The sequence below is a fragment of the Cobetia sp. 4B genome, from assembly GCF_018831605.1.
Classification (GTDB): domain Bacteria; phylum Pseudomonadota; class Gammaproteobacteria; order Pseudomonadales; family Halomonadaceae; genus Cobetia; species Cobetia amphilecti.
Map to the genome: position 1 here is coordinate 2914948 of NZ_CP059843.1, position 25445 is coordinate 2940392.

At 64.0% G+C, this 25445-nt stretch carries 23 protein-coding genes; 14 read left to right on the forward strand and 9 right to left on the reverse strand.

From position 1 onward, the window contains the following. The first annotated feature begins 150 nt into the window (after nt 1-150). Nucleotides 151-582 (forward strand): secondary thiamine-phosphate synthase enzyme YjbQ, encoded by a 432-nt coding sequence (locus tag H2O77_RS11975; protein ID WP_215823179.1) that lies wholly within the window; start codon nt 151-153, stop codon nt 580-582. Between the two features lie 58 nt (nt 583-640). Here H2O77_RS11975 and H2O77_RS11980 read toward each other — a convergent pair whose 3' ends face one another. The 3 genes from H2O77_RS11980 to H2O77_RS11990 all read right to left on the reverse strand — a co-directional run bounded on the left by H2O77_RS11980 (nt 641) and on the right by H2O77_RS11990 (nt 3065). Then, nucleotides 641-1114 carry a phosphate-starvation-inducible PsiE family protein gene (locus H2O77_RS11980; RefSeq protein ID WP_107336345.1) on the reverse strand — a complete coding sequence of 158 codons (474 nt, stop codon included), beginning with the start codon at nt 1112-1114 and terminating at the stop codon, nt 641-643. A gap of 102 nt (nt 1115-1216) precedes the next feature. Next, a complete protein-coding gene (hda, locus tag H2O77_RS11985; RefSeq protein ID WP_043334111.1) occupies nt 1217-1915 on the reverse strand; it encodes a DnaA regulatory inactivator Hda in 699 nt (232 codons plus the stop codon). Nucleotides 1916-1955: 40 nt separating this feature from the next. Continuing rightward, nucleotides 1956-3065: an AI-2E family transporter gene (locus H2O77_RS11990; RefSeq protein ID WP_215823180.1), complete on the reverse strand. Its 1110-nt coding sequence runs from the start codon at nt 3063-3065 to the stop codon at nt 1956-1958. Nucleotides 3066-3377: 312 nt separating this feature from the next. Between H2O77_RS11990 and purM the strand changes: the two genes are divergently transcribed. Both purM and purN read left to right on the forward strand, forming a co-directional pair. Continuing rightward, a complete protein-coding gene (gene purM / locus H2O77_RS11995; RefSeq protein WP_054556274.1) occupies nt 3378-4460 on the forward strand; it encodes a phosphoribosylformylglycinamidine cyclo-ligase in 1083 nt (360 codons plus the stop codon). Next, the gene (purN, locus tag H2O77_RS12000) at nt 4457-5233 is read left to right on the forward strand and encodes a phosphoribosylglycinamide formyltransferase (RefSeq protein ID WP_054556275.1); all 777 of its coding nucleotides are present in this window, start codon (nt 4457-4459) and stop codon (nt 5231-5233) included. Before purM ends, purN begins: the two co-directional genes overlap by 4 nt. Before the next feature lie 154 nt (nt 5234-5387). Here purN and H2O77_RS12005 read toward each other — a convergent pair whose 3' ends face one another. The 4 genes from H2O77_RS12005 to H2O77_RS12020 form a co-directional block, all read right to left on the reverse strand. Then, nucleotides 5388-7373 (reverse strand): autotransporter domain-containing protein, encoded by a 1986-nt coding sequence (locus H2O77_RS12005; protein ID WP_215823181.1) that lies wholly within the window; start codon nt 7371-7373, stop codon nt 5388-5390. A 361-nt stretch (nt 7374-7734) separates the two neighbouring features. Then, a complete protein-coding gene (dcd, locus tag H2O77_RS12010) occupies nt 7735-8301 on the reverse strand; it encodes a dCTP deaminase (RefSeq protein ID WP_043334107.1) in 567 nt (188 codons plus the stop codon). Between the two features lie 125 nt (nt 8302-8426). Next, nucleotides 8427-9263, reverse strand: coding sequence for an iron-sulfur cluster carrier protein ApbC (gene apbC, locus H2O77_RS12015; protein WP_276315243.1), 837 nt, complete (start codon nt 9261-9263; stop codon nt 8427-8429). Between the two features lie 162 nt (nt 9264-9425). After that, a complete protein-coding gene (locus H2O77_RS12020) occupies nt 9426-10139 on the reverse strand; it encodes an RNA pseudouridine synthase (RefSeq protein WP_159055855.1) in 714 nt (237 codons plus the stop codon). Nucleotides 10140-10758: 619 nt separating this feature from the next. Between H2O77_RS12020 and H2O77_RS12025 the strand changes: the two genes are divergently transcribed. Beyond that, nucleotides 10759-11436, forward strand: coding sequence for a cell wall hydrolase (locus H2O77_RS12025; protein WP_192837648.1), 678 nt, complete (start codon nt 10759-10761; stop codon nt 11434-11436). Nucleotides 11437-11629: 193 nt separating this feature from the next. Here H2O77_RS12025 and H2O77_RS12030 read toward each other — a convergent pair whose 3' ends face one another. Beyond that, nucleotides 11630-12103, reverse strand: a complete 474-nt coding sequence (locus H2O77_RS12030) for a TerB family tellurite resistance protein (RefSeq protein WP_215823182.1) — start codon at nt 12101-12103, stop codon at nt 11630-11632. A gap of 249 nt (nt 12104-12352) precedes the next feature. Between H2O77_RS12030 and metG the strand changes: the two genes are divergently transcribed. Then, the gene (gene metG / locus H2O77_RS12035) at nt 12353-14404 is read left to right on the forward strand and encodes a methionine--tRNA ligase (protein WP_043334104.1); all 2052 of its coding nucleotides are present in this window, start codon (nt 12353-12355) and stop codon (nt 14402-14404) included. A 125-nt stretch (nt 14405-14529) separates the two neighbouring features. On the opposite strand, the gene H2O77_RS12040 is transcribed toward metG, so the two are convergent. Next, entirely contained in the window at nt 14530-15036 is a 507-nt protein-coding gene (locus tag H2O77_RS12040) for a DUF3465 domain-containing protein (protein WP_043334103.1), read from the reverse strand. Nucleotides 15037-15065: 29 nt separating this feature from the next. Here H2O77_RS12040 and H2O77_RS12045 point away from each other — a divergent pair, with 29 nt between their 5' ends. The 9 genes from H2O77_RS12045 (at nt 15066) to H2O77_RS12085 (ending at nt 25385) form a co-directional block, all read left to right on the forward strand. Next, nucleotides 15066-15356 carry a hypothetical protein gene (locus H2O77_RS12045; RefSeq protein ID WP_215823183.1) on the forward strand — a complete coding sequence of 97 codons (291 nt, stop codon included), beginning with the start codon at nt 15066-15068 and terminating at the stop codon, nt 15354-15356. A gap of 16 nt (nt 15357-15372) precedes the next feature. Next, a complete protein-coding gene (gene rsxA / locus H2O77_RS12050; RefSeq protein ID WP_043334102.1) occupies nt 15373-15954 on the forward strand; it encodes an electron transport complex subunit RsxA in 582 nt (193 codons plus the stop codon). 1 nt (nt 15955) lies between these two features. Beyond that, complete coding sequence (rsxB, locus tag H2O77_RS12055; protein WP_043334101.1) at nt 15956-16594, forward strand: electron transport complex subunit RsxB; 639 nt, start codon at nt 15956-15958, stop codon at nt 16592-16594. Further along, a complete protein-coding gene (rsxC, locus tag H2O77_RS12060) occupies nt 16594-19608 on the forward strand; it encodes an electron transport complex subunit RsxC (RefSeq protein ID WP_215823184.1) in 3015 nt (1004 codons plus the stop codon). Before rsxB ends, rsxC begins: the two co-directional genes overlap by 1 nt. A 91-nt stretch (nt 19609-19699) precedes the next feature. Continuing rightward, nucleotides 19700-20740 (forward strand): electron transport complex subunit RsxD, encoded by a 1041-nt coding sequence (gene rsxD / locus H2O77_RS12065; protein ID WP_153636224.1) that lies wholly within the window; start codon nt 19700-19702, stop codon nt 20738-20740. After that, nucleotides 20737-21516: an electron transport complex subunit RsxG gene (rsxG, locus tag H2O77_RS12070; protein ID WP_215823185.1), complete on the forward strand. Its 780-nt coding sequence runs from the start codon at nt 20737-20739 to the stop codon at nt 21514-21516. Before rsxD ends, rsxG begins: the two co-directional genes overlap by 4 nt. After that, on the forward strand, nt 21509-22219 hold the full coding sequence (locus H2O77_RS12075) for an electron transport complex subunit E (protein WP_043334099.1): 711 nt from the start codon (nt 21509-21511) through the stop codon (nt 22217-22219). The genes rsxG and H2O77_RS12075 overlap by 8 nt, the downstream gene beginning before the upstream one ends. Nucleotides 22220-22309: 90 nt before the next feature. After that, entirely contained in the window at nt 22310-22945 is a 636-nt protein-coding gene (nth, locus tag H2O77_RS12080) for an endonuclease III (protein ID WP_043334098.1), read from the forward strand. Between the two features lie 232 nt (nt 22946-23177). Further along, nucleotides 23178-25385 carry an EAL domain-containing protein gene (locus H2O77_RS12085; protein ID WP_215823186.1) on the forward strand — a complete coding sequence of 736 codons (2208 nt, stop codon included), beginning with the start codon at nt 23178-23180 and terminating at the stop codon, nt 25383-25385. The last annotated feature ends 60 nt before the right edge of the window (nt 25386-25445 follow it).

Here is a 25445-nt window from a genome sequence, read left to right on the forward strand (position 1 = left end):
AGCATGCCAAACAAAAAAGAAAATGATAGAAAAATGTAATAAACCTATTAAAAATATAATCTAATACACAAAAACTCATTTGTCATGTAGTTTCCTGTATGAGAAAAAACCACTAAACATCTATGAAATTCTATAAGTGAGCAGATATTTATGTGGCAACGCGACACTCTCACCCTCTCCGCCCGCAAGCGCGGTTTTCACCTCATCAGTGACGAGATGGAGCAGGCATTGGCCGAAATGCCGCCGGTCAGTGTCGGCCTGCTGCATGTGCAGCTACTGCACACCTCTGCATCGTTGACGCTCAACGAGAACGCCGACCCCGACGTGCGTCACGACATGGACGCCTTCCTGCGCCGTCTGGTGCCCGGCAACCTGCCCTACTTCCGACACACACTGGAAGGCGATGACGACATGCCCGCCCACGTACTCGCCAGCCTGTTCGGTACCCAACTCACGCTGCCTGTCGAAGCCCGTCGCGGCGTCAATCGCCTCGCCCTCGGCACCTGGCAAGGCATCTGGCTCGGCGAACACCGCGATCACGGCGGCAGCCGCAGGTTGTGTCTGACGCTGAGTGGAGAATGAAAAAAGGCCGCGAGTGATCGCGGCCTTTTGGGTCTTCAAGAGCTACTGAAACACGGGCTTATCGCGTCGAATCCTCGTCCCCTACCGTCCCGCCCATTGGGTCGATGGCTTTGCTGGAGGGGTATTTGTAGGAGGCGAAGCGCACGGCGAGTACCGAGAGGGCGAGGAAGAAGATGCCGCCGCAGAGGTAGAGCAGGCCGATATCGGGGGCCTTGTGGTGGGAGACATCGCCGATGAGGTAGCGCGTCAGCGCGGTGATGGCGATGTAGAGCAGAAAGCGGATCGGCAGGTGGTTGGTCTTGAAGTAGATACCGACCATCGCGCCGAGTTCGAGATAGATGAACAGCAGCAGGATGTCATCGACGCTGGCCGAGCCCTTGGCGAACATCTCGAAGAAGGCCGATACCGAGGCGATGGCAATCGCGCCGCCGATGGCGAACAGGCCGAGATAGTGAAAGCCTTCGACCAGGAAGTTGCCGATCGAGTTGGCTTGCTTGTGCATGCGCTCCCGATGCTTGTCTAACCTGTTCATGCCGCGTGTCCTCAGACAGAGATGATGGAAAGAGACTGCAATATCGGTGCCGCGGTCGTGATGAAGGCAAGATTGGGCCACCGGGCCCGCGCAGGCGCTGCCCTACCAGCCGAGCGTCTGCTTGACGAAGGGAATGGTCAGCTTGCGCTGGGCGGAGAGCGAGGCGTTGTCGAGTTCGCTCATCGCCGCGAACAGGCCCGGCAGGCTGCGCGGCCCGCGATGCAGGATGTAGCGGGCGACTTCGTCGGGCAGTGCAAGGCCGTGGTCACGTGCACGCAATTTGAGCGCTTCGAGGCGCTGGGCGTCATCCAGCCCCGAGAGGTGGAAGGTGACGCCCCAGGAGAGCCGTGAGGCGAGATCCGGCAGGATGACGGGCAGCAGGCGTGGTGCGCAGCTGGCGCTGACCAGCAGATGCCGCCCACCGTCACGCAGGCGGTTGTAGAGGTGGAACAGCGCCTCTTCCCAGCGCTGACGACCGATCACCACATCCAGGTCATCAATGGCGACCAGGTCCATCTCATCCAGCCCTTCGAGCATATGCGGCGGGAAGTGACCCAGCTCATTGAGCGGCAGATAGAAGGCACGCTTGCCCTGCTCGCCCGCCAGATGACAGGCCGCCTGCAACAGGTGGCTACGCCCACTCTGCTCGCCGCCCCACAGATAGACGAAGGGCTCCCCGCCGTCGGCAAGCTGCCCCTTGAGGGCCTCCGCCAGCGAGGTCGAGGTGAAGTGGTAGTTGTCGAAGGTCGCGGCGTCACGTACCCCGACGCCGAGTGCCATCTGTCCCTGAGTCATTGCCATCCGTCATGCTGATTGTTGTTGCCGTGATCTCGTCTCTCGATCACTGGGTATCCTCTGCCGCCGGCGGCACTGGCTGATCTGCTGCCACCGCGGGGCGAGAATCACGCTGTTGGTCATATAAAGTACTGTTTTTATAGCGATCATGCAGATAACGCAAGAGCACCATGATCACGGCCGCTACCGGCAGGGCCAATAGAATGCCGGTAAAGCCGAACAGCTGGCCGCCCGCCATCACCGCGAAGATGACCGCAACCGGATGCAGGCCGATCTTGTCGCCCAGCAGCAGCGGCTGCAACACCACGCCTTCCAGCAGCTGACCAAGCGCGAAGACTCCACCGACCGCCAGCAGCGCCCACCACTCTCCGAACTGGAAGAAGGCCACCGTCGCCGCGATCAGGATACCGACGATGACGCCCAGATACGGCACGATGCTGGCAAGCCCCGCCACCAGGCCGATCAACAGCGCGAACTTGAGCCCGATGATCGCCAGGCCAATGGCGTAGACGATGCCCAGACTCAGCATCACCAGCAACTGCCCGCGCAGGAAGGCGCCCAGCACCTCATCACAGTCATGCGCCAGACGCGTGGCGGTGGGCTCCATATGGCGCGGCAGCAGGCCCTGCAGCTTCTCTTTCATGCGGTCCCAGTCGAGCAGCAGATAGAAGGTGACGACAGGGATCAGCGCCAGATTGCCCAGCCAGATGGCCATCGCCAACCCGGACTTGGAGACGGTGCCCAGAAGCGCAGCGGCGAAGGTGCCGGTCTCTTTCCAGTTGCCCAGCAGCAGCGAGCGGACCTGATCGAAGTCGGCGCTGAAATCCAGCCCGGTGAACGACTGGATTTCCGGCAGCACCGTCTCGCGTATCCAGTTGAAGACCACCGGCATGAAGCTGATCAACTGCGCCAGCTGACGCCCGAGCAGCGGCACCAGCACCAGCAGTGCGATCAACAGCACCACCGAGAGCACGCTGAACACCAGCGTGACCGCCAGATGGCGCGACAGGCCCTTGTCTTCCAGCCAGTCGGCCAGCGGGTCACCCAGATAGGCGAGAATCATGCCGATGAAGAACGGCATCAGAATCGGTTCGAGCATCACCAACAGGCCGAGGAAGGCCACGCCTGCGGCCAGCAACCACCATTTACGCTGCATCTTCACTCCTTGAGACAAGCCGTGGGGCACTCGTGACGGCTGACTGCCGACGGCGCACGCATCACCCATTGTTGCCTGTCGCCGAGTCACCCACAAGACACGCGCCGCTCACGCGTCTGACATTGCCTCCCCCGGCGCCACCCAAGCTGCGACAAGGCCTGCCATGACTGGCGTGGCGGCCTTTTCACATTTTGATGCGGTTTTGTGAATCGGCACAGTGTCAGCCGCGAAGCGCAATGCTACAATGGCCGCCTTTCTTTTCCCGCGATCGATCGTGTCTCACCGCCCAGGCCGCACCGACAGGAACCTCACATGACGCAACGCCCCCAGGACTCCTCGCCCAGCAAGACTTCCTTGAGCTACAAGGATGCAGGTGTCGATATCGATGCAGGCAACGCCCTCGTCGAACGCATCAAGGGTGTCGCCAAGCGCACTCACCGCCCGGAAGTGATGGGTGGTCTGGGTGGCTTCGGCGCCCTGTGCGAACTGCCGGCAGGCTACCGCCAGCCCGTGCTGGTCACCGGCACCGATGGCGTGGGCACCAAGCTGCGCCTGGCCATGGACCTCAACCGTCACGACACCATCGGCATCGATCTTGTCGCCATGTGCGTCAATGATCTGGTGGTCGCTGGTGCCGAGCCGCTGCAGTTCCTCGATTACTACGCCACCGGCAAGCTCGACATCGACATCGCCGCTGACGTCGTCACCGGTATCGGCGAAGGCTGCCTGCAGTCCGGCTGCGCGCTGGTCGGCGGCGAAACCGCTGAAATGCCGGGCATGTACGAAGGCAGCGACTACGACCTGGCCGGCTTCTGCGTCGGTGTGGTCGAGAAGTCCGAGATCCTCGACGGCAAGAAGGTCGGCGCAGGCGACGTGATTCTGGGTCTGGCCTCCTCCGGCCCGCACTCCAACGGCTACTCGCTGATCCGCAAGATTCTCGAAGTCGCCGATGCCTCCCTGCTGGAGCAGGAAATCGACGGCCAGCCGCTGGCTGACGCCCTGATGGCGCCGACGCGCATCTACGTCAAGCCGCTGCTGTCGCTGCTCAAGGAAAGCGGCCTGTCCGTGCACGCCATGTCCCACATCACCGGTGGCGGCCTGCTCGAGAACATCCCGCGCGTGCTGCCGGAAGACTGCACCGCCGAGATCGACGTCGCCAGCTGGAAGCGTCCGGCGGTCTTCGACTGGCTGCAGCAGCAGGGCAACGTCGAAGAACACGAGATGCACCGCGTACTGAACTGCGGTGTCGGCATGGTCGTGGTCGTCGCTGAATCCGACGCCACCGCCGCGCGCGCTCACCTGGAAGCCCAGGGCGAGACCGTCTTCACCCTCGGCAGCATCCGCGCCCGCAACGGCATGGAAGAGCAGGTCCAGCTGGAGAATCTGTCCGCATGATCGAACCGAATACCAACGCCTCCAACGGTGACACTCTCGGCGGCTTCGGCAACGGTTTCGAGGCAGACGATGCGCCGGTTCGCCCGCGCGTCGTGGTACTGATTTCCGGCAGCGGCAGCAACCTGCAGGCGCTGCTGGAAGCACAGGAACACGACGAGCTGGGCGGCGACGTGGTCGCGGTCATCTCCAACAAGGCCGATGCCTACGGCCTGGTGCGTGCGCGTGACGCCGGTGTCGATGCCGTGGCGCTGCCGCATGAGGAGTATGAGTCCCGCGAGCATTATGACGCCGCGCTGATCAAGGTGATCGAGCGTCATGAACCGGACCTCATCGTGCTGGCCGGCTTCATGCGTATCCTGTCACCGCTGTTCGTGCAGTACTTCTTCGGGCGTCTGATGAACATTCACCCGTCGCTGCTGCCGGCCTGGCCGGGGCTTGATACCCATCGCAAGGTATTGGAAGCCGGCGAGAAGGAACACGGCGCCAGCGTGCACTTCGTCACCGAGGAGCTCGACGGTGGTCCGGTCGCGATCCAGGCCGTCGCCAACGTGCTGGAAGGCGATGACGAAGCCAGCCTCAAGGAGCGCGTGCACACGCGTGAGCACCTGATCTACCCGATCGCGGTGCGCTGGTTCCTCGAAGGCCGCCTGAAGCTCGACGGTGAAGTGGCCAAGCTCGACGGCCACAACCTGCCGGTGGGCGGTCTGCGCCTCTCCCACGCCGATGTGGAAGAAGAGCTCAGCGATGAGCTGCCGGAAGGCGAAGAAGACTGATCAGTGACGCTGCCTTGCTGGCAAGGCCGACTGATCTGATAGCAAGCTGATGGCGCGCTGACAGCGAGCTGAAAACAGAAGACCCCGCGACATGCAGATGTCGCGGGGTCTTCTTGTTTCTACTGATTCACTCCTCTCTCAGCGGCTTTCGCTTTCAGAAGGTGTAACTCACCCCCACCTCCCCGCGCGCCGTCACCTCATCCCAGGTCTCGATACCGGCGCCCAGATGCAGCATGGCATTGCGGCCCAGCTGCATGCGCCAGCCGCCATCGACACGCAGGTAATTGTCACTGCCGCGATCCAAATCCTCGCCGCGGTAGGCATTGGTCGGCAGGCTCGCCAGACGCACCTCGGCGCTGTCAGCGTCGTCATCCAGACGCTTGCCGTAGGCCAGCTCACCGTAGAGGCCGAAACCCTCCGCGATGGCACGGTCGACCATGAAGCCGGCCTCGACCCGGCGATCGCGCAGCGTCTGATCCGAGACGCTCAGGGCGTTGGCGGCGGAACCGGATTCGGTGTAGCCATCGATGTCGGACTCGATGTGGCGGTAGGCCACGAAGGGCGCGTTGTACCACAGCGAATCGGCGGCGGTGAGGCGATAATCGAGTCGTGCCTCGGCGCTGAAGCCATCGCCATCGGTCTCACCGGACAGGGTGCGCGATGACTGGCCCAGTGCGACATGGCGATCGAGGTCGTAATCGAAGTCGCCGTAGCTGGCCACCGCCTGAACGCCAAACCTGCCCAGCTGCTGACGCGCGAACAGGCTGAACACCTGGCCTTCCAGCTCCAGCTCACTGCCATCATCGACATCGAAGTCCGCAGTGCGCTGACTGACGGCAACGCCGCCCCAGGCCTGGCCGAGCGCGTTGTCCAGCGGCAGCATCACGCCGACACCCGCAGCGCGCTGCTCGCTGTCAAAGCCCTGCTGGCCGCTGGAAGTCTCGCCATCGCCGGTGCCACCACTGGCCGAGCCGATAGCGAACACGCGCACGCCCTCCCCGGAGCGTCTGTCCTGCGCGCCGGGGCGCAATTCATCGCCGAGGCGGCGCTGACTGGCATTGAGCGCGCCCGTGCCCAGCTGCGGCGCCAGCCCCAGCACCGAGGGCGCGGCGAGCATCGCATAGGCGTAGTCGGCCAGAATCTCCTGGCCAGCGGTGGTCGGGTGCACGCCATCATTGAACAGCAGCTTGTCGGGGTCTTCCGCGGCGCCGCCCAGCCCGTAGGGCGTGACATTGCAGCTGTCCGAGAAGCACACCTGGGTCAGCGGCACGTCGCTGGCGAAGCCGAACTCGGCCGGTGATGCCAGCACCTCCTCGAGAATGCCGACGGTATCCAGGCGGATGATGTTGACCTCGCCATCCAGCGCCGCCAGTCGCGCGCCCAGCGCATCATTGAAGACGTCTACCAGCGCGGAGGTCCCCGCTGCCTGCGCCGCGCCCGCTGACTGGCCGGCCGGAGTGCTGCCGACATCCGGCAGGTTGGAGACCATGATGGTGGTGGCACCCGCCGCTGCCAGCGCCTCCACCGCGGAGGCCAGATTGCCGGCGGAGGCGACCGCAGTGGCCGGCGAGGTGATCACGCCCTGCAGGAAGTCGTTGCCACCGCCGTTGACGTAATAGAGGGCGTCCGGGTCGGCACTGCCGCCGGTGCTGACCAGATAGCCATCCTCGACCCTGAGCACCGTTCCCGCACCGGTACTGCCCGGCGGGATGACCACCTCGGAGCCATCCTCGTCGGTCACCGAGGCCAGAATCTGCGCCGTGGTGTAGCCGCCCACCGCGTAGTTGGTGCCGTCACTGAAGCCGGCCAGCTGATAGATCACCGAGGTGGAAGGCTCGGCCGCCAGCCCCAGTTCCGTGGCCAGCAGCTGGGTCGAGACGCTGCCATAGGCCGAGTTCTCGTAATCCGGGCCGCTGCGATTGGTGAAACGCAGACTGTTGAGGCCGCCCAGGGTGGTATCGGGGAACTGGCCGGAATCGCTCAGGCTGTCGCCGAAGAGATAGAGATTGGAATAGGCCTGCGCGGGAGCCGCCAACAAGGTGGTGCTGATGGCGAGGGCGAGACTCGTGAGAGTGAAACGTCGGACCAGACCGCTGGCGCTGGCCGGCGGGAATACAGCGCGATGTGAACGCGATGGCATGGCGTGCCCCTTGCTTGTGGGAGGTATCCGTCCTGCAGCCACTCTGGAGGTGGCCTGCAGACAAGCATAGGCAATAAAACGAGTGATTGAATCACATGTTTCGTTCAACTTCCGGCTAAGACTCAGCGCCTTGTGAGCGTGTCACGTTCTCGCTACCTGCCACCGGCGTCTCTCTTGCCACCGCCGTCTCTTTCTTGCCACCGTCGGCACACATCACCACGAGCAGGCACAAGCAGGCACAAAAAAGCGCCTCCCGAAGGAGGCGCTCTTGGCTTGCCACACTCTTGTCTTGCCGCACTCTTGGCCTGCGGCGTGCGGGGCACTTGCGTGAACGCAGTACCCAGGCGTGCAGCAAGGGGTATCAGGTACGCGGCAGAGTCACGCCACGCTGGCCCTGATACTTGCCACCGCGATCCTTGTAGCTGGTCTCGCAGACTTCATCGGACTCGAGGAACAGCATCTGCGCCACACCTTCGTTGGCGTAGATACGTGCCGGCAGGTTGGTGGTGTTGGAGAACTCGAGGGTGACGTGGCCTTCCCACTCCGGCTCCAGCGGCGTCACGTTGACGATGATGCCGCAACGCGCGTAGGTGGACTTGCCCAGGCAGATGGTCAGCACGTTACGCGGAATGCGGAAGTACTCGATGGTACGGGCCAGCGCGAAGGAGTTGGGCGGAATCACGCAGGAGTCGCCCTTCACGTCCACGAAGCTCTTCTCGTCGAAGTGCTTGGGGTCCACCGTCGCCGAATGGATGTTGGTGAAGACCTTGAACTCATCCGAGCAGCGCACATCGTAGCCGTAGCTGGAGGTGCCGTAGGAAATCACACGGCGCTCATCGTGAAAGCGCACCTGATCGGGCTCAAAGGGTTCGATCATGTCGTGGCTTTCGGCCATGCGACGGATCCACTTGTCGGATTTGATGCTCATCGAGCGTACCTGACTGACTGATGGGGAGAGACGCGTGAGCGCCATGAAACGCGGGCCAGCATGATACCGGCCCGCTGTGTCGCTGGAAACCTCGGCACGCGCGGCTTGCGCCTGGCGCGTCGGGCTCAGCTGAAGCTGATGCTCGGGCCTTCGTCCGCACCGGCACTCTCCAGTGACTCGGAGACCTGACGCGCGATGGCACGGAAGCTCGCGGCCACTTCGCCGTCCGGCTCCGCGATCACGCTCGGGCGACCGCCATCGGCATTCTCGCGAATGCTCAGGGTCAGCGGCAGCTGGCCCAGCAGACGAGTCTGGTACTCATCGGCGATACGCTCACCACCGCCCGCGCCGAATACCGCTTCACTGTGGCCACACTGGCTGCAGGTGTGAGTGCTCATGTTCTCGACCACCCCCAGCACCGGCACCTTGACCTTGCGGAACATCTCGATGCCCTTCTGGGCGTCCAGCAGTGCGATGTCCTGCGGCGTGGTGACGATGACGGCACCGGAGACCGGCACCTTCTGCGACAGGGTCAGCTGGATGTCGCCAGTACCCGGCGGCATGTCGATCAGCAGCACGTCAAGCTCGCCCCAGGCGGTCTGGTTGAGCAGCTGCTGGAAGGCACCGGCGACCATCGGGCCACGCCAGACCATCGGGTCCTTCACGTCGACCAGATAGGCCATCGACATGGTCTTGATGCCATGCGCCTCGATGGGGCTGAAGACCTGCTCACCGGCCATTTCCGGACGCTGACCGGTCGGCACGCCGAACATCTGCGCCTGACTCGGGCCATAGATGTCGGCGTCCAGCAGGCCGACCTTGAGACCTTCCGCCGCCAATGCCAGCGCCAGATTGGCGGTGACGGTGGACTTGCCGACGCCACCCTTGCCGGAAGCGACCGCGACAATGTGCTTGATACCTTCCATACCTTGAAACTCCTGTGACGGCCTGCGCGGCGCGATGAATGTGGCGCGCAGGCGTCTGAACTGTCAGCGAAAAAAGCCGTGGAACACGATGGGCACAGTATGCCTGCCACCGCTACACGGGCCAAGCCGATGAAGCATGTCCATGGAAGCCATGCCTCAGGAAGCCATGGCCTTGGGCGCAAATCAGAAGCGCACGTCTCAGAAGCGCACGTCGACCGGCAGGAAGCGCCACTCGCCCGGCGCCATGCGACCGAGCAGAATCGCGCCCAGACGCAGACGACGCACCTCGATGACCTTGAGGCCCTGCTCCTCGACCGCGCCGCGGATACCCCCCACCGGCACCCGCTTCATGGCGATGCGCAGACGGGTGTCGCTCTGCCAGCTGATGCTGACCTTGGGCTTGCGGCCGCGGATGTCGGCGCACAGCGCGAAGCCGATACGCTTGAGGCCTTCGTCGTCCAGCGTTCCTTCCACTTCGACGACGTATTCCTGCTCCAGCTGGTCGAGGTCATCGCCCAGCTTGCGGATCACGCCACGGTTCTGTGACCACACCGCGAGACCGGACTCATCTTCGCCGAGCTCGGCCAGCGGCTGCTGGGACAGGAAATGCACCTTGAGCCAGTCGGCACCGCTGTTGTCGAGCGCACTGCGCGGCGCGCCGTCACGCAGGGTCAGCGGGTCCGGCAGCGGCGTGCCCGGCGGCTGATACCAGACCAGAGTCAGCGGCTCGATGGGTGCCATGCTGGCGCCTTCATCGACGGTGACCTCCTCATCGGTAACCTTGAAGAACGGCGCTTCCACGATCTCGCCCGCGACACGTACCACCCCCTTGGCGATGAGATGCTCGGCCTCACGGCGCGAGATGCCCTGCTGATGGGCCAGAAACTTGGAAAGACGGACGGGTTCGGTCATGGGGACTCTCGAGGCAGCGACGCAGGCAACAGGCAGAGCAGCAGCACGCAGAAGCGCAGATAAAAAGAAGTGGGACAGCCTGACAGGGTCATCAAGGCTAGCCCGCCATGATAACGGCATGCGCCGAGGATGGCACGGACGAGACGCGCTGAAGATGCTAGGCTGCGTGGCCAGAAATCGGCGCAGTGCGCTTCAGCAGATCATTTGATGCTCATCACCAGGTCCTTCGACGCTCTCCGCCAGCGCATCTGATCCACTACGCCTGGTCATCCGCCCCTCTGGCGCAAGCGATCTGGCTGCCTCTGGCACGCCTGATCGTGCGCTGGCAGGCACAATGCGCTGCCCGCGCCATCGCTACGCAACCGCGTGGTGACAGTTGCGGAACCCTTTGCGCAGCAAAGCGTCAGAGTTGCGTTGAAGCTCACTCTGGGCCATACAAGGTCAGGGTCAGGCAAACTGATGCGCTTGCGCGTCGACTGTCGCTACCGAGGAAGCCGGTGGCCAACGCTTCAGTCTCCGTCAGTGACTCGCCAACCGAAGGTGTGCGATCGACCCGGATTGACCCTGCGCGCCATCCCGCCTTGCTGCGCTTCCCAGGCCACGTTCACAGGTATCTTGCATGCGTTTATCTCCCACATCGCGCCGCCCACTGACTCACACTCGGCGCTACGCCATCAGCAGTGCACGCACGCTTCGTCATCTGGTACTGATCTTCGGCCTGACGCTGGCCGCGGGCTGCTCCGCGCCGCACGCCTCGGACGCGCCTGCCGCCCCGACCACCGCGGCCAAGGCAGCCGTCAAGGCCGAACGGCTGGAAAGCCTGCTGGTGCAAGGCGAGAGCGATGTGCCCGAGAGCCTGCTGCTCAGCAAGGCTGGCGCCAAGGCGATCGACCCCAACGGCCAGCGTCCGGTGGATGACCCGCTGACCTGCCTGGCGCGCGCCGCCTACTGGGAAGCCAAGGGCGAAGGCAGAAGCGGCATGCAGGGCATCGTCAATGTGGTGATCAACCGCGCCGCCGACCCGCGCTTCCCCGATAGCCTGTGCGGCGTGGTCAAGCAGGGTGGCGAAAGCGGCAGCTGCCAGTTCTCCTGGTGGTGTGATGGGCGCTCCGACCGCATTCGCGAACCCGCCGCCTACGCCGAGGCACGCGACGTGGCCCGTCAGGCGCTCAACCATCAGCTGGAAGATGTCACCGACGGCGCCCTCTACTTCCACGCCCGCTACGCCACGCCCTACTGGGCCAAGCGCTTCGTGCGCACCGCGCGCATCGGTCAGCACCTGTTCTATCGCAACTGAGCGCGAGCCGCTGCTGCTGGATGACTGCTGTTGAGAGCTAGCCGACACTGCGACCAGAAGTCGCAAACACGACGCCCCCGCTGCCATTGGCAACGGGGGCGTCTGCTTGAGAATGCCTGAATAGCGGTGTCTGGACAGGGGCGTCCAGGCAGGGACGCTTGGATAGGGGAGCGTATATAAGACGCCTGACGGATCAGGTGTCTGGCTGCGCCGCCAGCTTGGTGCGGATGAACTCGCTGTGGCTGACATGCAGCAGGCCTGCAAGACGGCGGATGCGGTGCTCCTCCTGCGGGTCCAGCTCGCCATCGGCGTAGGCCAGCTCCCAGAGCATGCCGATCAGCTCGCTGCGCTCCTCAAGGCTCATGTGCTCGTTGAGCTGCTTGACGAAACGGTAGTGGTCCGTGGCCTGCTCGGCATCCTGCTCGGCCTGGGTCAGCAGGCTGGCAAGTTCCTCATCCCCCAGCGAGAAGCGCTCGGCAAGCTGGCGCGCCAGGGCTTCACGTTCGCGCACATCGAGATGGTCATCGGCGCGTACCACCTCGAACATCAGCACGGCCATGGCGAGTTCCGGGCCGGGCTCCTCGTTGGGACGGGAGTTGCTGCCGGGCATCATCACCTGGCGGATGAGACGATTGATCTGACCGGCGACGGATAGCTGTGCTGGCATGCTGACCTCCAGAAACGGAAAATGTAGTGTCCTTGAATCCTTCATGAGGGCAGCGGCACGGGTTGCAACCTCGCAGTTGCGCACGCCAGCGTTGCCGGTGACGCGACGCGCCCTTCGCGCCGCCCGCACCTTCGCGATATAGTAGCGCCCATCCCGACGGGGCGATGCGTTCGCCCCTTATCACGAGTCATCCCGGCGAGTGGCTGCGCACTGCGCAGCAGGCGCCCTTTACCGTCAAGACGAGGCCTCATGTCAGCGCGCAAGATTCTGGTTACCAGTGCCCTGCCCTATGCCAATGGGTCGATCCACCTGGGTCACCTGCTTGAGTACATCCAGACCGACATCTGGGTACGCTTCCAGAAAAGCCGTGGCCACGAATGCCATTACGTGTGCGCCGATGACGCCCACGGCACCGCCATCATGCTGCGTGCCGAGCAGGAAGGTGTCACCGCCGAGCAGCTGATCCAGCGTGTGAGTGACGAGCACCAGGCCGACTTCGCCAAGTTCGGCGTCGGCTTTGACAACTATCACTCCACCCACTCGCCGGAGAACCGCGCCCACAGCGAGCGCATCTATCTGGCGCTGCGCGATGCCGGTCATATCGCCACACGCGATATCGAGCAGATGTTCGATCCGGTCAAGGGCCTGTTCCTCGCCGACCGCTTCATCAAGGGCACCTGCCCGAAGTGCAAGACCGAAGACCAGTACGGCGACAACTGTGAAGCCTGCGGCGCGGCCTATACGCCGGCCGAGCTGATCGATCCGGTCTCGGCCATCTCCGGCGCCACGCCGGAAATGCGCACGTCCACCCACTACTTCTTCAAGCTGCCGAACTTCGCCGAGTTCCTGCAGGAGTGGACCAAGAGCGGCCGCGTGCAGAGCCAGATTTCCAACAAGCTGCAGGAATGGTTCGAGGCGGGTCTGGCCGAGTGGGACATCTCCCGCGATGCGCCCTACTTCGGCTTCGAGATTCCCGACGCGCCGGGCAAGTACTTCTACGTGTGGCTGGACGCGCCGATCGGCTACCTCGCCAGCTTCCAGAACCTGTGCGAGAAGCAGGGCATCGACTTCGACAGCTACTGGAAGGCCGATTCCGACGCCGAGGTCTATCACTTCATCGGCAAGGACATCGTCTACTTCCACGCCCTGTTCTGGCCGGCGATGCTGGAAGGTGCCGGCATGCGCACCCCGACCGGCGTCAACTGCCACGGTTTCGTGACCGTCAATGGCGCCAAGATGTCCAAGTCGCGCGGCACCTTCATCAAGGCCGACACCTACGCGCAGTTCCTCAACCCGGAATACCTGCGCTACTACTTCGCCGCCAAGCTGACCTCCGGCGTCGATGACCTCGACCTCAACCTCGACGACTTCACCGCCCGCGTGAATTCCGACCTGGTCGGCAAGGTGGTCAACATCGCCAGCCGCTGCGCCGGTTTCGTCAAGAAGTTCGGCGACGGCAAGCTGTCCGCGACCTGCGCCGAGCCGGAGCTGGTCGAGCGCTTCATCGCCGCTGGCGAAGGCATCGCGGCGGACTTCGAAGCCCGTGAATTCGCGCGCGCCATGCGCAAGGTGATGGAGCTGGCCGATGAAGCCAACACCTACATCGCCGACAAGGCGCCGTGGGCGATGGCCAAGGAAGACGGCCGCGAGCAGGAAGTGCTCGACGTCTGCTCCGTGGGCATCAACCTGTTCCGTCAGCTGATGGTCTATCTGGCGCCGGTGATTCCGGAGCTGACCGACAAGGCACGCGACTTCCTGAACCTCGAGAGCCTCGACTGGGCCAGCCGTGAAAGCGTGCTGACCGATCATGCGATCAACAAGTTCAAGCCGCTGCTGACCCGCGTCGAGCCGGAGCGCATCGACAAGATGCTCGAAGCCTCGCGCGAAGTGCTGGTCGAGGAGCAGAAGATCAAGGACGGCACCGCCAAGGCCGAAGCCGCGGCCGCGCCGAGCCCGCTCGACGCCGACCCGATCGCCGACGAGATCGACTTTGATACCTTCATGAAGACCGACCTGCGCGTGGCGAAGATCGTCAAGGCGGAGCACGTCGAGAAGGCGGCCAAGCTGCTCAAGCTGACGCTGGATATCGGTGGCGAGACACGCACCGTGTTCTCCGGCATCAAGTCCGCCTACGCGCCGGAAGCGCTGGAAGGTCGTCTGACGGTGATGGTCGCCAACCTGGCGCCGCGCAAGATGCGCTTCGGCGTGTCAGAGGGCATGGTGCTGGCTGCCGGTGACGACGAAGGCATCTACCTGCTGGAGCCGCACACCGGCGCCAAGCCGGGCCAGCGCGTCACTTGATACAGTGATGATGCACTGATGCTGTGTTGATTCAGCCTCACTGAAGCCTCTTCAGGACAACGCCCCGCCAGAGACTCTCTGGCGGGGCGTTGTCGTTCATGCGTCACATCCGGTCGGCGGGACGGCTACTCGTAGCGGCGACCGGCATGCTCCAGCCAGCCATCCACATGGCGGCCACCGGGATCATGATGCGTCCAGTGGATCACGCCGCCCTTGTCGGTCCACTCATATTCCCCGTAGAAGCCGATGCGATCACCGACCTGAAGACTGTCGATGCGTGGCGCGAGATCGATGTTGTGCGCCACCAGAATGGTGGTGCCGCCCGCGACCCGGATCAGGAACTTCTGATGACGGCTGCCCTTGAGATCATCCCTGAGCAGACGCGTCACCTCGCCTACACCCCGCACCTGCACATCACTCTGCTGGGCACTGATGGCACGCCTGAGTCGACTCTCGTCCGCCGAGGAAGCGCCTTCCCCCTGCGTCGCCTCGGCCTGCGGCGACTGGAAGTCATTCCACAGCTGGGAGAGCGAGAAGTTGCCATTGCCCGTCAGCTGCGAGATGCCCGCCATCGCCACCACCAGGATGATGACCCATAACGGCCGACGGCCGCGTGTTCCTGTCCTGCGCATATCCCGCTCCTTGTGCCACCCCGGATGACGTGAAAGTCTCTGATCACGCCATAATCAATAAAAGTAATAAAGGAATTCTTCTTTATTACTTCAAGAACCAAGCAAAACGCGAAACAATGGTCGTCTCATGCTGGCAACACTACGCCTCGCTTGCCACGCTACAGGCTGTCGGCCAGCAGCATCTTGCGTATAATACCGCCGCGCTCGACGATCCCCTGCCGTGCAGCTTCCTGACAGCTTGCGGCAGCAACAGCCCTGATCGCCTGCGAGCGCCGGTTCATGCATGCCGCGAGCACGGAAGCGCCTTCGAAACACCCTGACCGAGCGACGCCCCTGATGAGTGAATACCTTCTTATCCTGATCAGCACCATCCTGGTCAACAATTTCGTACTGGTGCAGTTCCTCGGCCTGTGCCCCTTCATGGGTGTGTCCAACAAGCTGGAGTCCGCGATGGGCATGTCGCTGGCCACCACCTTCGTGCTCACGCTGTCGTCGATGTGCGCCTACCTGACCTATCACTTCATCCTCGCGCCGCTGGGGCTCGAGTACCTGCGCACCATCGCCTTCATCATGGTGATCGCCGTGGTGGTGCAGTTCACCGAGATGGTGGTCAAGAAGACCAGCCCGCTGCTCTATCAGGTGCTGGGCATCTTCCTGCCGCTGATCACCACCAACTGTGCGGTACTCGGCGTGGCGCTGCTGACCCTGAACCGCAATTCCAGCTTCATGGAAGCCACGCTCTACGGCTTCGGCGCGGCCGTCGGCTTCTCGCTGGTGCTGGTACTGTTCGCCGCCATGCGCGAGCGTCTGGCCGTCGCCGATGTGCCACGCCCCTTCCAGGGCCCGGCCATCGCGATGATCACCGCCAGCCTGATGTCGCTGGCCTTCCTCGGCTTCTCCGGACTGGTGCAGATCTGACATGCTCGAATTCTTCAACGACCATACGCTGATCTCCGCCATCGTCGCACTGGTGGCCATGGCCGTCGTCTTCGGCGGTCTGCTCGGCTTCGCCGCCGTGGCCTTCAAGGTCGAGGGCGACCCCATCGTCGAGCAGATCGACCAGCTGCTGCCGCAGACCCAGTGCGGTCAGTGCGGTTATCCGGGCTGCAAGCCCTACGCCCAGGCCATCGCCGAAGGCGACGAGATCAACAAGTGCCCGCCGGGCGGCGAGAGCACCATCGCCTCGCTGGCCGACCTGCTAGGCCGCGAGGCCACCCCGCTGGATGGCGACAGCGACAACACGCCCAAGGTGGCGGTGATTCGCGAGGACGAGTGCATCGGCTGCACCAAGTGCATCCAGGCCTGCCCTGTCGATGCCATTCTCGGTGCCGCCAAGCACATGCACACCGTGATCGCCGACGAATGCACCGGCTGCGACCTGTGTGTCGAGCCCTGCCCGGTCGATTGCATCGACATGGTACCGGTCGCCACTGACGTGCGCAGCTGGCACTGGCCGCAACCGGCGGGCCCGACCCGCGACAATGCCCGCTTCAGCGGCAATCTGATCGTGACCGATGCCGCCGATTCTACTGCCACATCTGCAAGGAATGTCGCCTGATGGTTCTGTCGTTACTCAAATCCATGGTGACTTCCTCACGTTCCGCTGCCACGGCGGAGGCGGAACACACGCAGAAGGGTCAGGGCGCGCCCCGCGTGTTCGACTTCCACGGCGGTATCCATCCGCCGGAGCACAAGGCGCTCTCCAACCGCGCCCCGCTGGTAGCCGCCCCGCTGCCCCGTGAGGTGGTGCTGCCGCTCAGCCAGCATATCGGCGCGCCCGCCCAACCGCTGGTGGAGATCAGCCAGCGCGTCAAGACAGGCGAGCTGATCGCGCGCGCCCAGGGCATGATCTCCGCCCCGGTGCATGCCAGCATCACCGGCGTGGTCACCGCCATCGAGCCGCGTCAGATTCCCCATGTCTCGGGCCTGGAAGACCTGTGCATCGTGATCGAACGCGACGGCGAGATCGATGAATGGGCGCGCCTGGAAGCCTGGCGCGACTGGCGTCAGCAGGAAGCCCAGGACCTGATCCAGCGCCTGCAGGACGCCGGCGTGGTCGGCCAGGGCGGTGCCGGCTTCCCCTCGGCGGTGAAGGCGCGGGTGCGTGAGCGCCACGCCATCGACACCCTGATTCTGAACGCGGCGGAGTGTGAGCCTTACATCACCGCTGATGACCTGACCATGCGCACGCACCCGGAAGCGCTGATCGAAGGGCTCGAGATTCTCGCCAGCCTGATCGGCCCCGAGTGCATCCTGATCGGCATCGAGGACAACAAGCCCGAGGCCGTCATCGCGCTGGAACAGGCGATTCGCGCCCGCCGCGCCGACAAGCGCCTGCCGCCGCTGGATTCACGCCTCGAAGTCGTGGTGGTACCGACCAAGTATCCCTCCGGTGGCGAGAAGCAGCTGATCAAGCTGCTGACTGACCGCGAAGTGCCCAGCCGTGGCCTGCCCGCCGATGTCGGCGTGGTGGTGCACAACCCGGGCACCGTGCGCGCCGTGCAGCGTGCGGTGTGCTTCGGCGAGCCGATGATCTCGCGCGTCGTCACCCTGACCGGTGAGGCGTTGCAGCACCCGCACAATGTCGAGGCGCGCCTGGGCACCTCCATTGCAGACCTGCTGCGTCTGGCGGCGCCTGCGCCGACGGGCATCGCACGCCTGGTGATGGGTGGCCCGATGATGGGCTTCACGCTCGAGAGCGACGCCCTGCCGATCATCAAGACCACCAACTGCCTACTGGCCTCCTCTCCCGAGTCACTGCCGGCACCGGCGGTCGAGCAGCCGTGCATCCGTTGCGGCATGTGCGAGCAGGCCTGTCCGGCCGAGCTGCTGCCGCAGCAGCTTTACTGGTTCTCCAAGGCACGCGAGTTCGACAAGGCCGAGCTCTACAATCTGGCGGACTGCATCGAATGCGGCGCCTGCTCCTATGTCTGCCCCAGCCAGATTCCGCTGGTGCAGTATTACCGCTTCGCCAAGGGCGAGATTCGCAGTGCCCAGCACGAGGCGCGCAAGTCCGAGCGCGCGCGTCACCGCTTCGAATTCAAGCAGGCGCGCATGGCACGCGAGGAAGCCGAGAAGGAAGCCAAGCGCCAGCAACGCGCTCAGGCGGCACAGAAGTCCGCTGCCGCCCGCGCCGATGCAAGCGCCGCCGCAGACACGACTTCGGCCTCGGCCACCACAGCGGCCGCCGCTGCCCAGCCGGCACCGGCCACCGACATCAAGGCCTTCAAGACGGCGCGCGCCGCGGCCAACATCGCTCTCAAGAAGGCCGAGAAGGCCCTCAAGGCAGCGCAGGATGGCGGTGAGAGCGCCGAGACCGATATCGCCAAGCTCGAGGCCAACGTGACCGCGGCCAAGACCAAGCTCGCCAGCGCCGAGAGCGCCCTCAAGGCCGCCAGCGAGGCAAGCGAGTCAGCTGCCCCGGCGGCTGCCGGCACTTCGACAGTCAGCACTGCGACAACCGGTGCGGCTACTCCCGCCGCCGATCTCAAGGCGCTCAAGACGGCGCGTGCCGCGGCCAATATCGCCGTCAAGAAGGCCGAGAAGGCCCTCAAGACCGCCCAGGACAGCGGAGAGGGCGACATCTCCGCCCTCGAGACCAGCGTGACGGATGCCAAGGCGCGACTGGCCAAGGCCGAAGCCGACCTCAAGGCCGCCAGCGAGGCCAGCGAGTCAGCTGCCCCTGCGGCGACCAGCACTTCATCGACAGGCGCGGCTGCCCCGGCAGACAATCTCAAGGCACTCAAGACGGCGCGTGCCGCGGCCAATATCGCGGTCAAGAAGGCCGAGAAGGCCCTCAAGACCGCCCAGGACAGCGGTGAGGGTGACATCCCTGCCCTCGAGGCCAGCGTGACGGATGCCAAGGCGCGCCTTGCCAAGGCTGAGGGCGATCTCAAGGCGGCGACCGACGCCGCTGGCGCTGCTCAAGGCGCTGATAAAGGCCCTGTGGCAAGCGCTGCGGCTGGCTCTGCTCAAACCACTGATACAGGTTCGGCTGGCTCTTCTGCCAACGCTGCTGCGCCGGCAGCTGCGGCACCCAGCGCCGATATCAAGGCACTCAAGACAGCACGCGCCGCGGCCAATATCGCGGTCAAGAAGGCCGAAAAGGCCCTGGCCCGCGCCAGCGAAAGTGGCGAAGGCGATATCGAGGACCTGCAGACCCTGCTGGCCACGGCCCAGGAGAACCTGCGCGCCGCCGAGGTACGCCTCAACAGCGCGCAAGCTGGCAGCACTGACGCGACGCCTGCCGCCAAGGGTGCGGGCGAATTGATTCCCGAGGCGCCCAAGCCCGCCGCGGGTTCTGTCGGGCGTGGCAGCATGGCCAGCAACGTGACGCTCTCGCAGGCCGAGATCGAGGCATCACGCGCCGAGAACCTCGCCAAGCGTCACAAGCAGGTCAGCATCGCGGTCAAGGCGGCCGAGGCAGCCCACCGCAAGGCAGAGGCGGCATTGAGCGAGACGGATGACGAAAACCGTCAGCGCCTGGCGACCAAGGTCGACCGCACGCGCCGCAACCTGGAACACGCCCGCGAATCATTGGCCGAGGTGCAGGCACTGGTGGACGCCCAATGAGTGACCTGAGCCCCTCAAGCGCGCCAATGGCGACTCATCCTGAAGCACGCCTCGTGTCATTGCCCATTTACCGCAAGGATCTGACCGTCTCATGAGCCTGATGCATGCAAGCTCCCCCCATGCCCACGGGCCAACCGCCACCTCGCGCGTGATGGCCTGGGTGCTGGCCGCGACGCTGCCGGGTATCGCCGTGCTGTGCTGGCACTATGGATGGGGTGTGCTGTTCAACCTCGTCTTCGCCTGTCTGGCAGGTGTCGCCCTCGAGGCGCTGCTGCTCAAGCTGCGTGGCCGTCCGGTCAGCTTTTTCCTCAAGGACAATTCGGCGCTGGTGACCTGCGTGCTGCTGGCGGTGTCGTTGCCGCCGCTGGCGCCCTGGTGGCTGGTACTGACCGGCGTGATCGCGGCCATCGTGGTCGCCAAGCAGCTCTACGGTGGTCTGGGCCAGAATCCGTTCAACCCGGCGATGGTCGCCTACGCGCTGCTGCTGATCTCCTTCCCGGTCGAGATGTCGCGCTGGTCATCCCCGGATGGCTTCGCACTCGGCTTCGCTGACAGCCTGCAGCAGTTCTTCGGCGTGATCGCCACGCCAGACGCCCTGACCGGCGCCACGCCGCTGGACGCCTTCCGCAACAAGGGCGAGCTTTCCAGCAGCGAGTTCTGGGCAGACCCGAGCCTGCTGCCTGCCGCCAACCTGCTGGCCTGGCAGCAGACGGCCATCGCCTGGGGCCTCGGCGGCCTGGTGCTGCTGGCGCGTCGCCTGATCACCTGGCATATCCCGGTAGCGATGCTGGGCAGCCTGGCGGTGATCTCCGCCATCTTCGCCTTCGTGGATGGCGAGCAGCACGCCAGCCCCCTCTTCCACCTGCTGTGCGGTGCGGCGATCTTCGGCGCCTTCTTCATCGCCACGGACCCGGTCACGGCGGCGACCTCCAACAAGGGCAAGCTCTATTACGGCGTCGGCATCGGCGTGCTGATCTACCTGATTCGTACCTTCGGCGCCTACCCTGACGCCATCGCCTTCGCGGTGCTGCTGATGAACTTCAGCGTGCCGTTCATCGATTACTACACCCAGCCACGCAGCTATGGTCACAAGAAGGCCCGTCGCGGCATCAAGCTGGAGGACAAGGCATGAGCCTGACGCCTGATCAGCCCGAACAGCAAGCCCAGGCCGCGCAGGGCCTGAAGCACACCATCGCGCGGGCCGCGCTGGGTCTGGCGGTCTTCGCCGTCGTCACCGCCGGCGTCGTCGCCGTGACCCAGATGACCACCGCCGAGACCATCGCCGACAACGAACGTGCCGCCCAGAGCGCGGCGCTGGCCGAGATCATCCCGCCGTCGCTGCACGACAATGACCTGCTCGACGCGGCCTTCGCCCTGCCGCCCTCCCAGGTGCTGGGTCTGGAGAGCGCCGATACCGGCTGGCGCGCCACCCAGAATGGCGAGACCGTCGCGGTGCTGCTGCCGGTGGTGACCGGCAAGGGTTACAGTGGCGACATCCGCCTGCTGGTCGGTATCCGTGCCGATGGCAGCGTGGCCGGTGTACGCGCCGTCAAGCACGCCGAGACCCCGGGGCTGGGCGACAAGATCGAAGCGCGCAAGTCCGACTGGATTCACGAATTCGATGACCAGACGCTCAGCTCGGTGGAGTGGAAGGTGAACAAGGATGGCGGTGATTTCGACCAGTTCACCGGTGCAACCATCACCCCGCGTGCCGTGGTGGGTGCCGTTCGTCAGGCATTGATCTACTTCATGGCGCACCGCACGGCGCTGCTGGCCGGCGACAGCGAGACGCTGACCGCGACCCGCCGCGCCGCCAGGGCCCAGCAAGACATGCAAGCTCCCACCGCTGATGGCACGCTCACGCCATCAGCGCCTTCTGAACACGGCGGAGACGAACCTCATGAGTGATATCTCGCTTGGCAAGATCAGCCGCGACGGCCTGTGGGACAACAACCCTGCGCTGGTGCAGCTGCTGGGCCTGTGTCCGCTGCTGGCCGTCACCGCCAGCGTCGTCAACGCCATCGGGCTGGGGCTTGCCACGCTGCTGGTGTTGATCGGCTCCAACGTGGCGGTGTCGCTGATCCGCAATCTGGTGCCTTCTGCAGTGCGCCTGCCGGCCTTCGTGATGATCATCGCCTCGTTCGTGACCTGTGCCGAGCTGCTGATGAAGGCCTACACCTATGAGCTCTATCAGATTCTCGGCATCTTCATTCCGCTGATCGTCACCAACTGCGCGATTCTCGGGCGTGCCGATGCCTTCGCCGCCAAGCATCCCGTGCTGCCGGCCGCCACCGATGGCCTGATGATGGGGCTGGGGTTCATGGCCGTGCTGGTGCTGCTGGGTGGCATGCGTGAGCTGTTCGGCCAGGGCACGCTGTTTGCCGGCATGGAACTGCTCGTCGGGCCGATGGCCGCCGACTGGCAGCTGACGATCTTCCCGGATTACTCCTTCCTGTTCCTGGTGCTGCCGCCGGGCGCCTTCTTCTGCATGGGGCTGATCATCGCAGGCAAGAAGACCATCGATGAGCGCCTCGAGCAGCGCCGCAAGGCGGCCAACGCCGATGCGCCCAAGGTATCGCGTCGTGTACGCGTGACCGGCACCATCTCCTGAGCCCCTCTCACACAGGCTGTCAGCCCGCTGGCTGACAGCCTGTGTCGACGACGTCTGCTCCCAAGCCCTTACCGCCGTACCCGAGATACCATGAACGCCCAGAAACGCCTCGAGATCTTCACCCGCCTGCGCAACGAGAATCCTGAGCCACGCACCGAGCTTGCCTGGTCAACGCCCTTCGAGCTTTTGATCGCGGTGCTGCTGTCGGCGCAGGCGACGGATGTGGGCGTCAACAAGGCCACGGCGAAGCTGTATCCGGTCGCCAATACGCCGGAGAGCATCCTCGCGCTGGGTGTCGAGGGCCTGAAGGAGTACATCAAGACGATCGGCCTGTTCAACACCAAGGCCGAGAACGTCATCAAGACCTGCCGCATGCTGATCGAACGGCATGGTGGTGAGGTACCGCAGACCCGCGAGGCGCTGGAAGCGCTGCCGGGCGTGGGCCGCAAGACCGCCAACGTGGTGCTCAACACCGCCTTCGGCCAGCCGACCATGGCGGTGGACACGCACATCTTCCGCGTCTCCAACCGCACGCGCATCGCCCCGGGCAAGAACGTGCTGGAAGTCGAGCACAAGCTGATGCGCCATGTGCCCAAGGAGTTTCTGGTCGACGCCCACCACTGGCTGATCCTGCATGGCCGCTACACCTGCGTGGCACGCAAGCCGCGCTGCGGCAGCTGCATCATCGAAGACCTCTGCGAATACAAGGACAAGGTCGACCTGTAACGCCTCAAGCCTCAAGGATTTGATGTCTGGGACTTTGTGAGCAACAGCTTGATGACTGGGGCTTGATCACCAGGCGCCTGGCAAAAGCTCCGTTCCTGCGTGAACTGCCTGCGTGGCCTGCAGCGTGGGCTGCATGCGTGATCGTTGATTGAGCATGACCCCCGCCTCCCCACCTATTCAACCGAGCGGCCACGTAGACTGAGAGCACAGACCGTCGCCTCAGGAACCTGCCATGACCGCACCTTCCGATGCCGGGGATCGCCCCTATCCGCGCCCAGAAGGCTCCAACGATTTCCGCCAGCCTGATGACAGCAGCCTGCACTCGCGCCTGCTGGAGATGTCGTCACGTCTCGAGGCACTGGAAGCCGAGAACCACCTGCTGCGCACACTGGTCGACACCCACCCCGACATCCTGTTCATCAAGGATGCCAAGGGTCTGTTTCGCTACGCCAATCGCACCCTGACCGACTTCTATGGCACCTCGCGCGAGGACATCGTCGGACGTGATGACAGTCATTACACCGGCAATACCGAGCAGAGCCACTTCTTTCGGCGCAGCGTGGAGCAGGTGCTCAGCAGGTTCGAGCGCGAGACGGTCTTCGAGGATGCCACCGACGGCACCACCGGTGAGGTCAACCACTTCCGCTCCATCAAGCAACCCTTCCATGACATTCACGGTCAGCCGCTGGTCGCCGTTCTGGCGCACAACATCACGGCAGAAGTCCGTGAGCATGAGCGCAAGACCCGCCAGATCGACCACATCTATGACACCTCGCTGGAAGGCTTCTGGGACTGGAACATCCTGACCAGCTCCGTGACGCACAATCGCCGCTGGTCACAGATTCTGGGCATCCCGGAGAGCGAGCTCAGCAACAGCCTGGAAGAATTCGCAAGCCTGCTGCACCCCGAGGACAAGCCCGAGGCGATGATCGCCATCCAGGACTGCATGGCGGGCAAGACGGCCTACTACCACCGCCACCGCATGCTGACCCGCGGTGGCGACGTCGTCTGGGTGATCGACAAGGGCGATGTCATCGAGCGTGACAGCGAAGGCAATCCGCTACGCATGATCGGCTCGATCACCGATATCACGCGTATCGTCGAATCAGAGGCCCTGCTGCACCAGCACAGTCGCTTCGACTCGCTGACCAAGCTGGCCAACCGAGCCACGCTGATCGACAGCCTGCAGCAGGCCATCATCATCACCGACGCCCGTGACACCCACGGCGCGCTCATCTTCATCGATCTGGATCACTTCAAGAAGATCAACGACCTGCTGGGGCATACCACCGGCGACCATCTGTTGATCGAGGTGGCCCACCGCCTGAGCTCCACGGTGCGTGACAGCGACCTGGTAGCACGCTTCGGCGGGGACGAGTTCGTCATCCTGGTTCAGCCCCTGAGCCATGATCCACAGACTGCCTGTCGCGAACTGGATGAGCTGATGGAGCGCCTGCAGCAGGCGCTCAACCAGCCGTATTCGCTCTTGGGCCCACAGTCGCAGCCGCTGCAACATCACAGCTCGGCGAGCCTGGGCAGCATCATGTTCCATGATCGCCATCTGAGTGCGGAGGAGCTCATCCGGCGCGCGGATATCGCGATGTATCGCGCCAAGGAAGCCGGACGCAATCAGACCGTCCGCTTTGATCCCAGCATGCGCGTGGAGCTTGAGCGCGCCGTGCAGCTGGAAAATGACCTGCGCCGCGCCATCGAGAATGAAGAGCTCTACGTGGAACTGCAGCCGCAATTCGATCGGGGACTCAAGCTGGTCGGCGCCGAGTGCCTGTTGCGCTGGCGACACGCCAAGCTCGGCAATATCTCGCCCTATGAGTTCATACCGCTGGCCGAGAAGAGCCAGCTGATCGACAGCCTCGGCGACTGGGTGCTGGAGCAGGCCTGCAAGCTGCTGGAGGACTGGCAGAAAGGCACCGCCTTCGCCAGGATCTACCTGTCGGTCAATGTCAGCGTCAAGCAGCTGGACTCCCCTCACTACGTCGGCAATGTCGCCAAGACGCTCAGCCAACACACGCTTGACCCGCAATATCTGCAGCTGGAGCTGACCGAAAACGTCTTCGCCACCGACATGCCCGCCACGGTGGCACGCATGCACGAACTGCGCTCGCTGGGCCTGCGCCTGTCGCTGGATGATTTCGGTACCGGCTTCTCCTCCCTGACCTACATCAAGCACCTGCCCTTCGATGAGCTCAAGGTCGACCGCAGCTTCGTCAATGATCTCGAGAACGACGAGATGAACCGCCGCATGGTGAACTTCATGGTGCAGCTGGGGCGTGAGCTGGGCATGTGCGTGGTGGCGGAAGGCGTCGAGACCCCAAGGCAGCGCGAACTGCTGCTGGAGATGGGTTGTGATGCCCTGCAGGGCTATCTGATGGACAAGCCGATGGCGATCGAGGCATTCACCGCCAAGTATCAGCTCGGATGACAGCGCATCCGCGTCTTTCATGGCACACTGGGGCCTCTTTTCTGTCTGGACATCATGCGT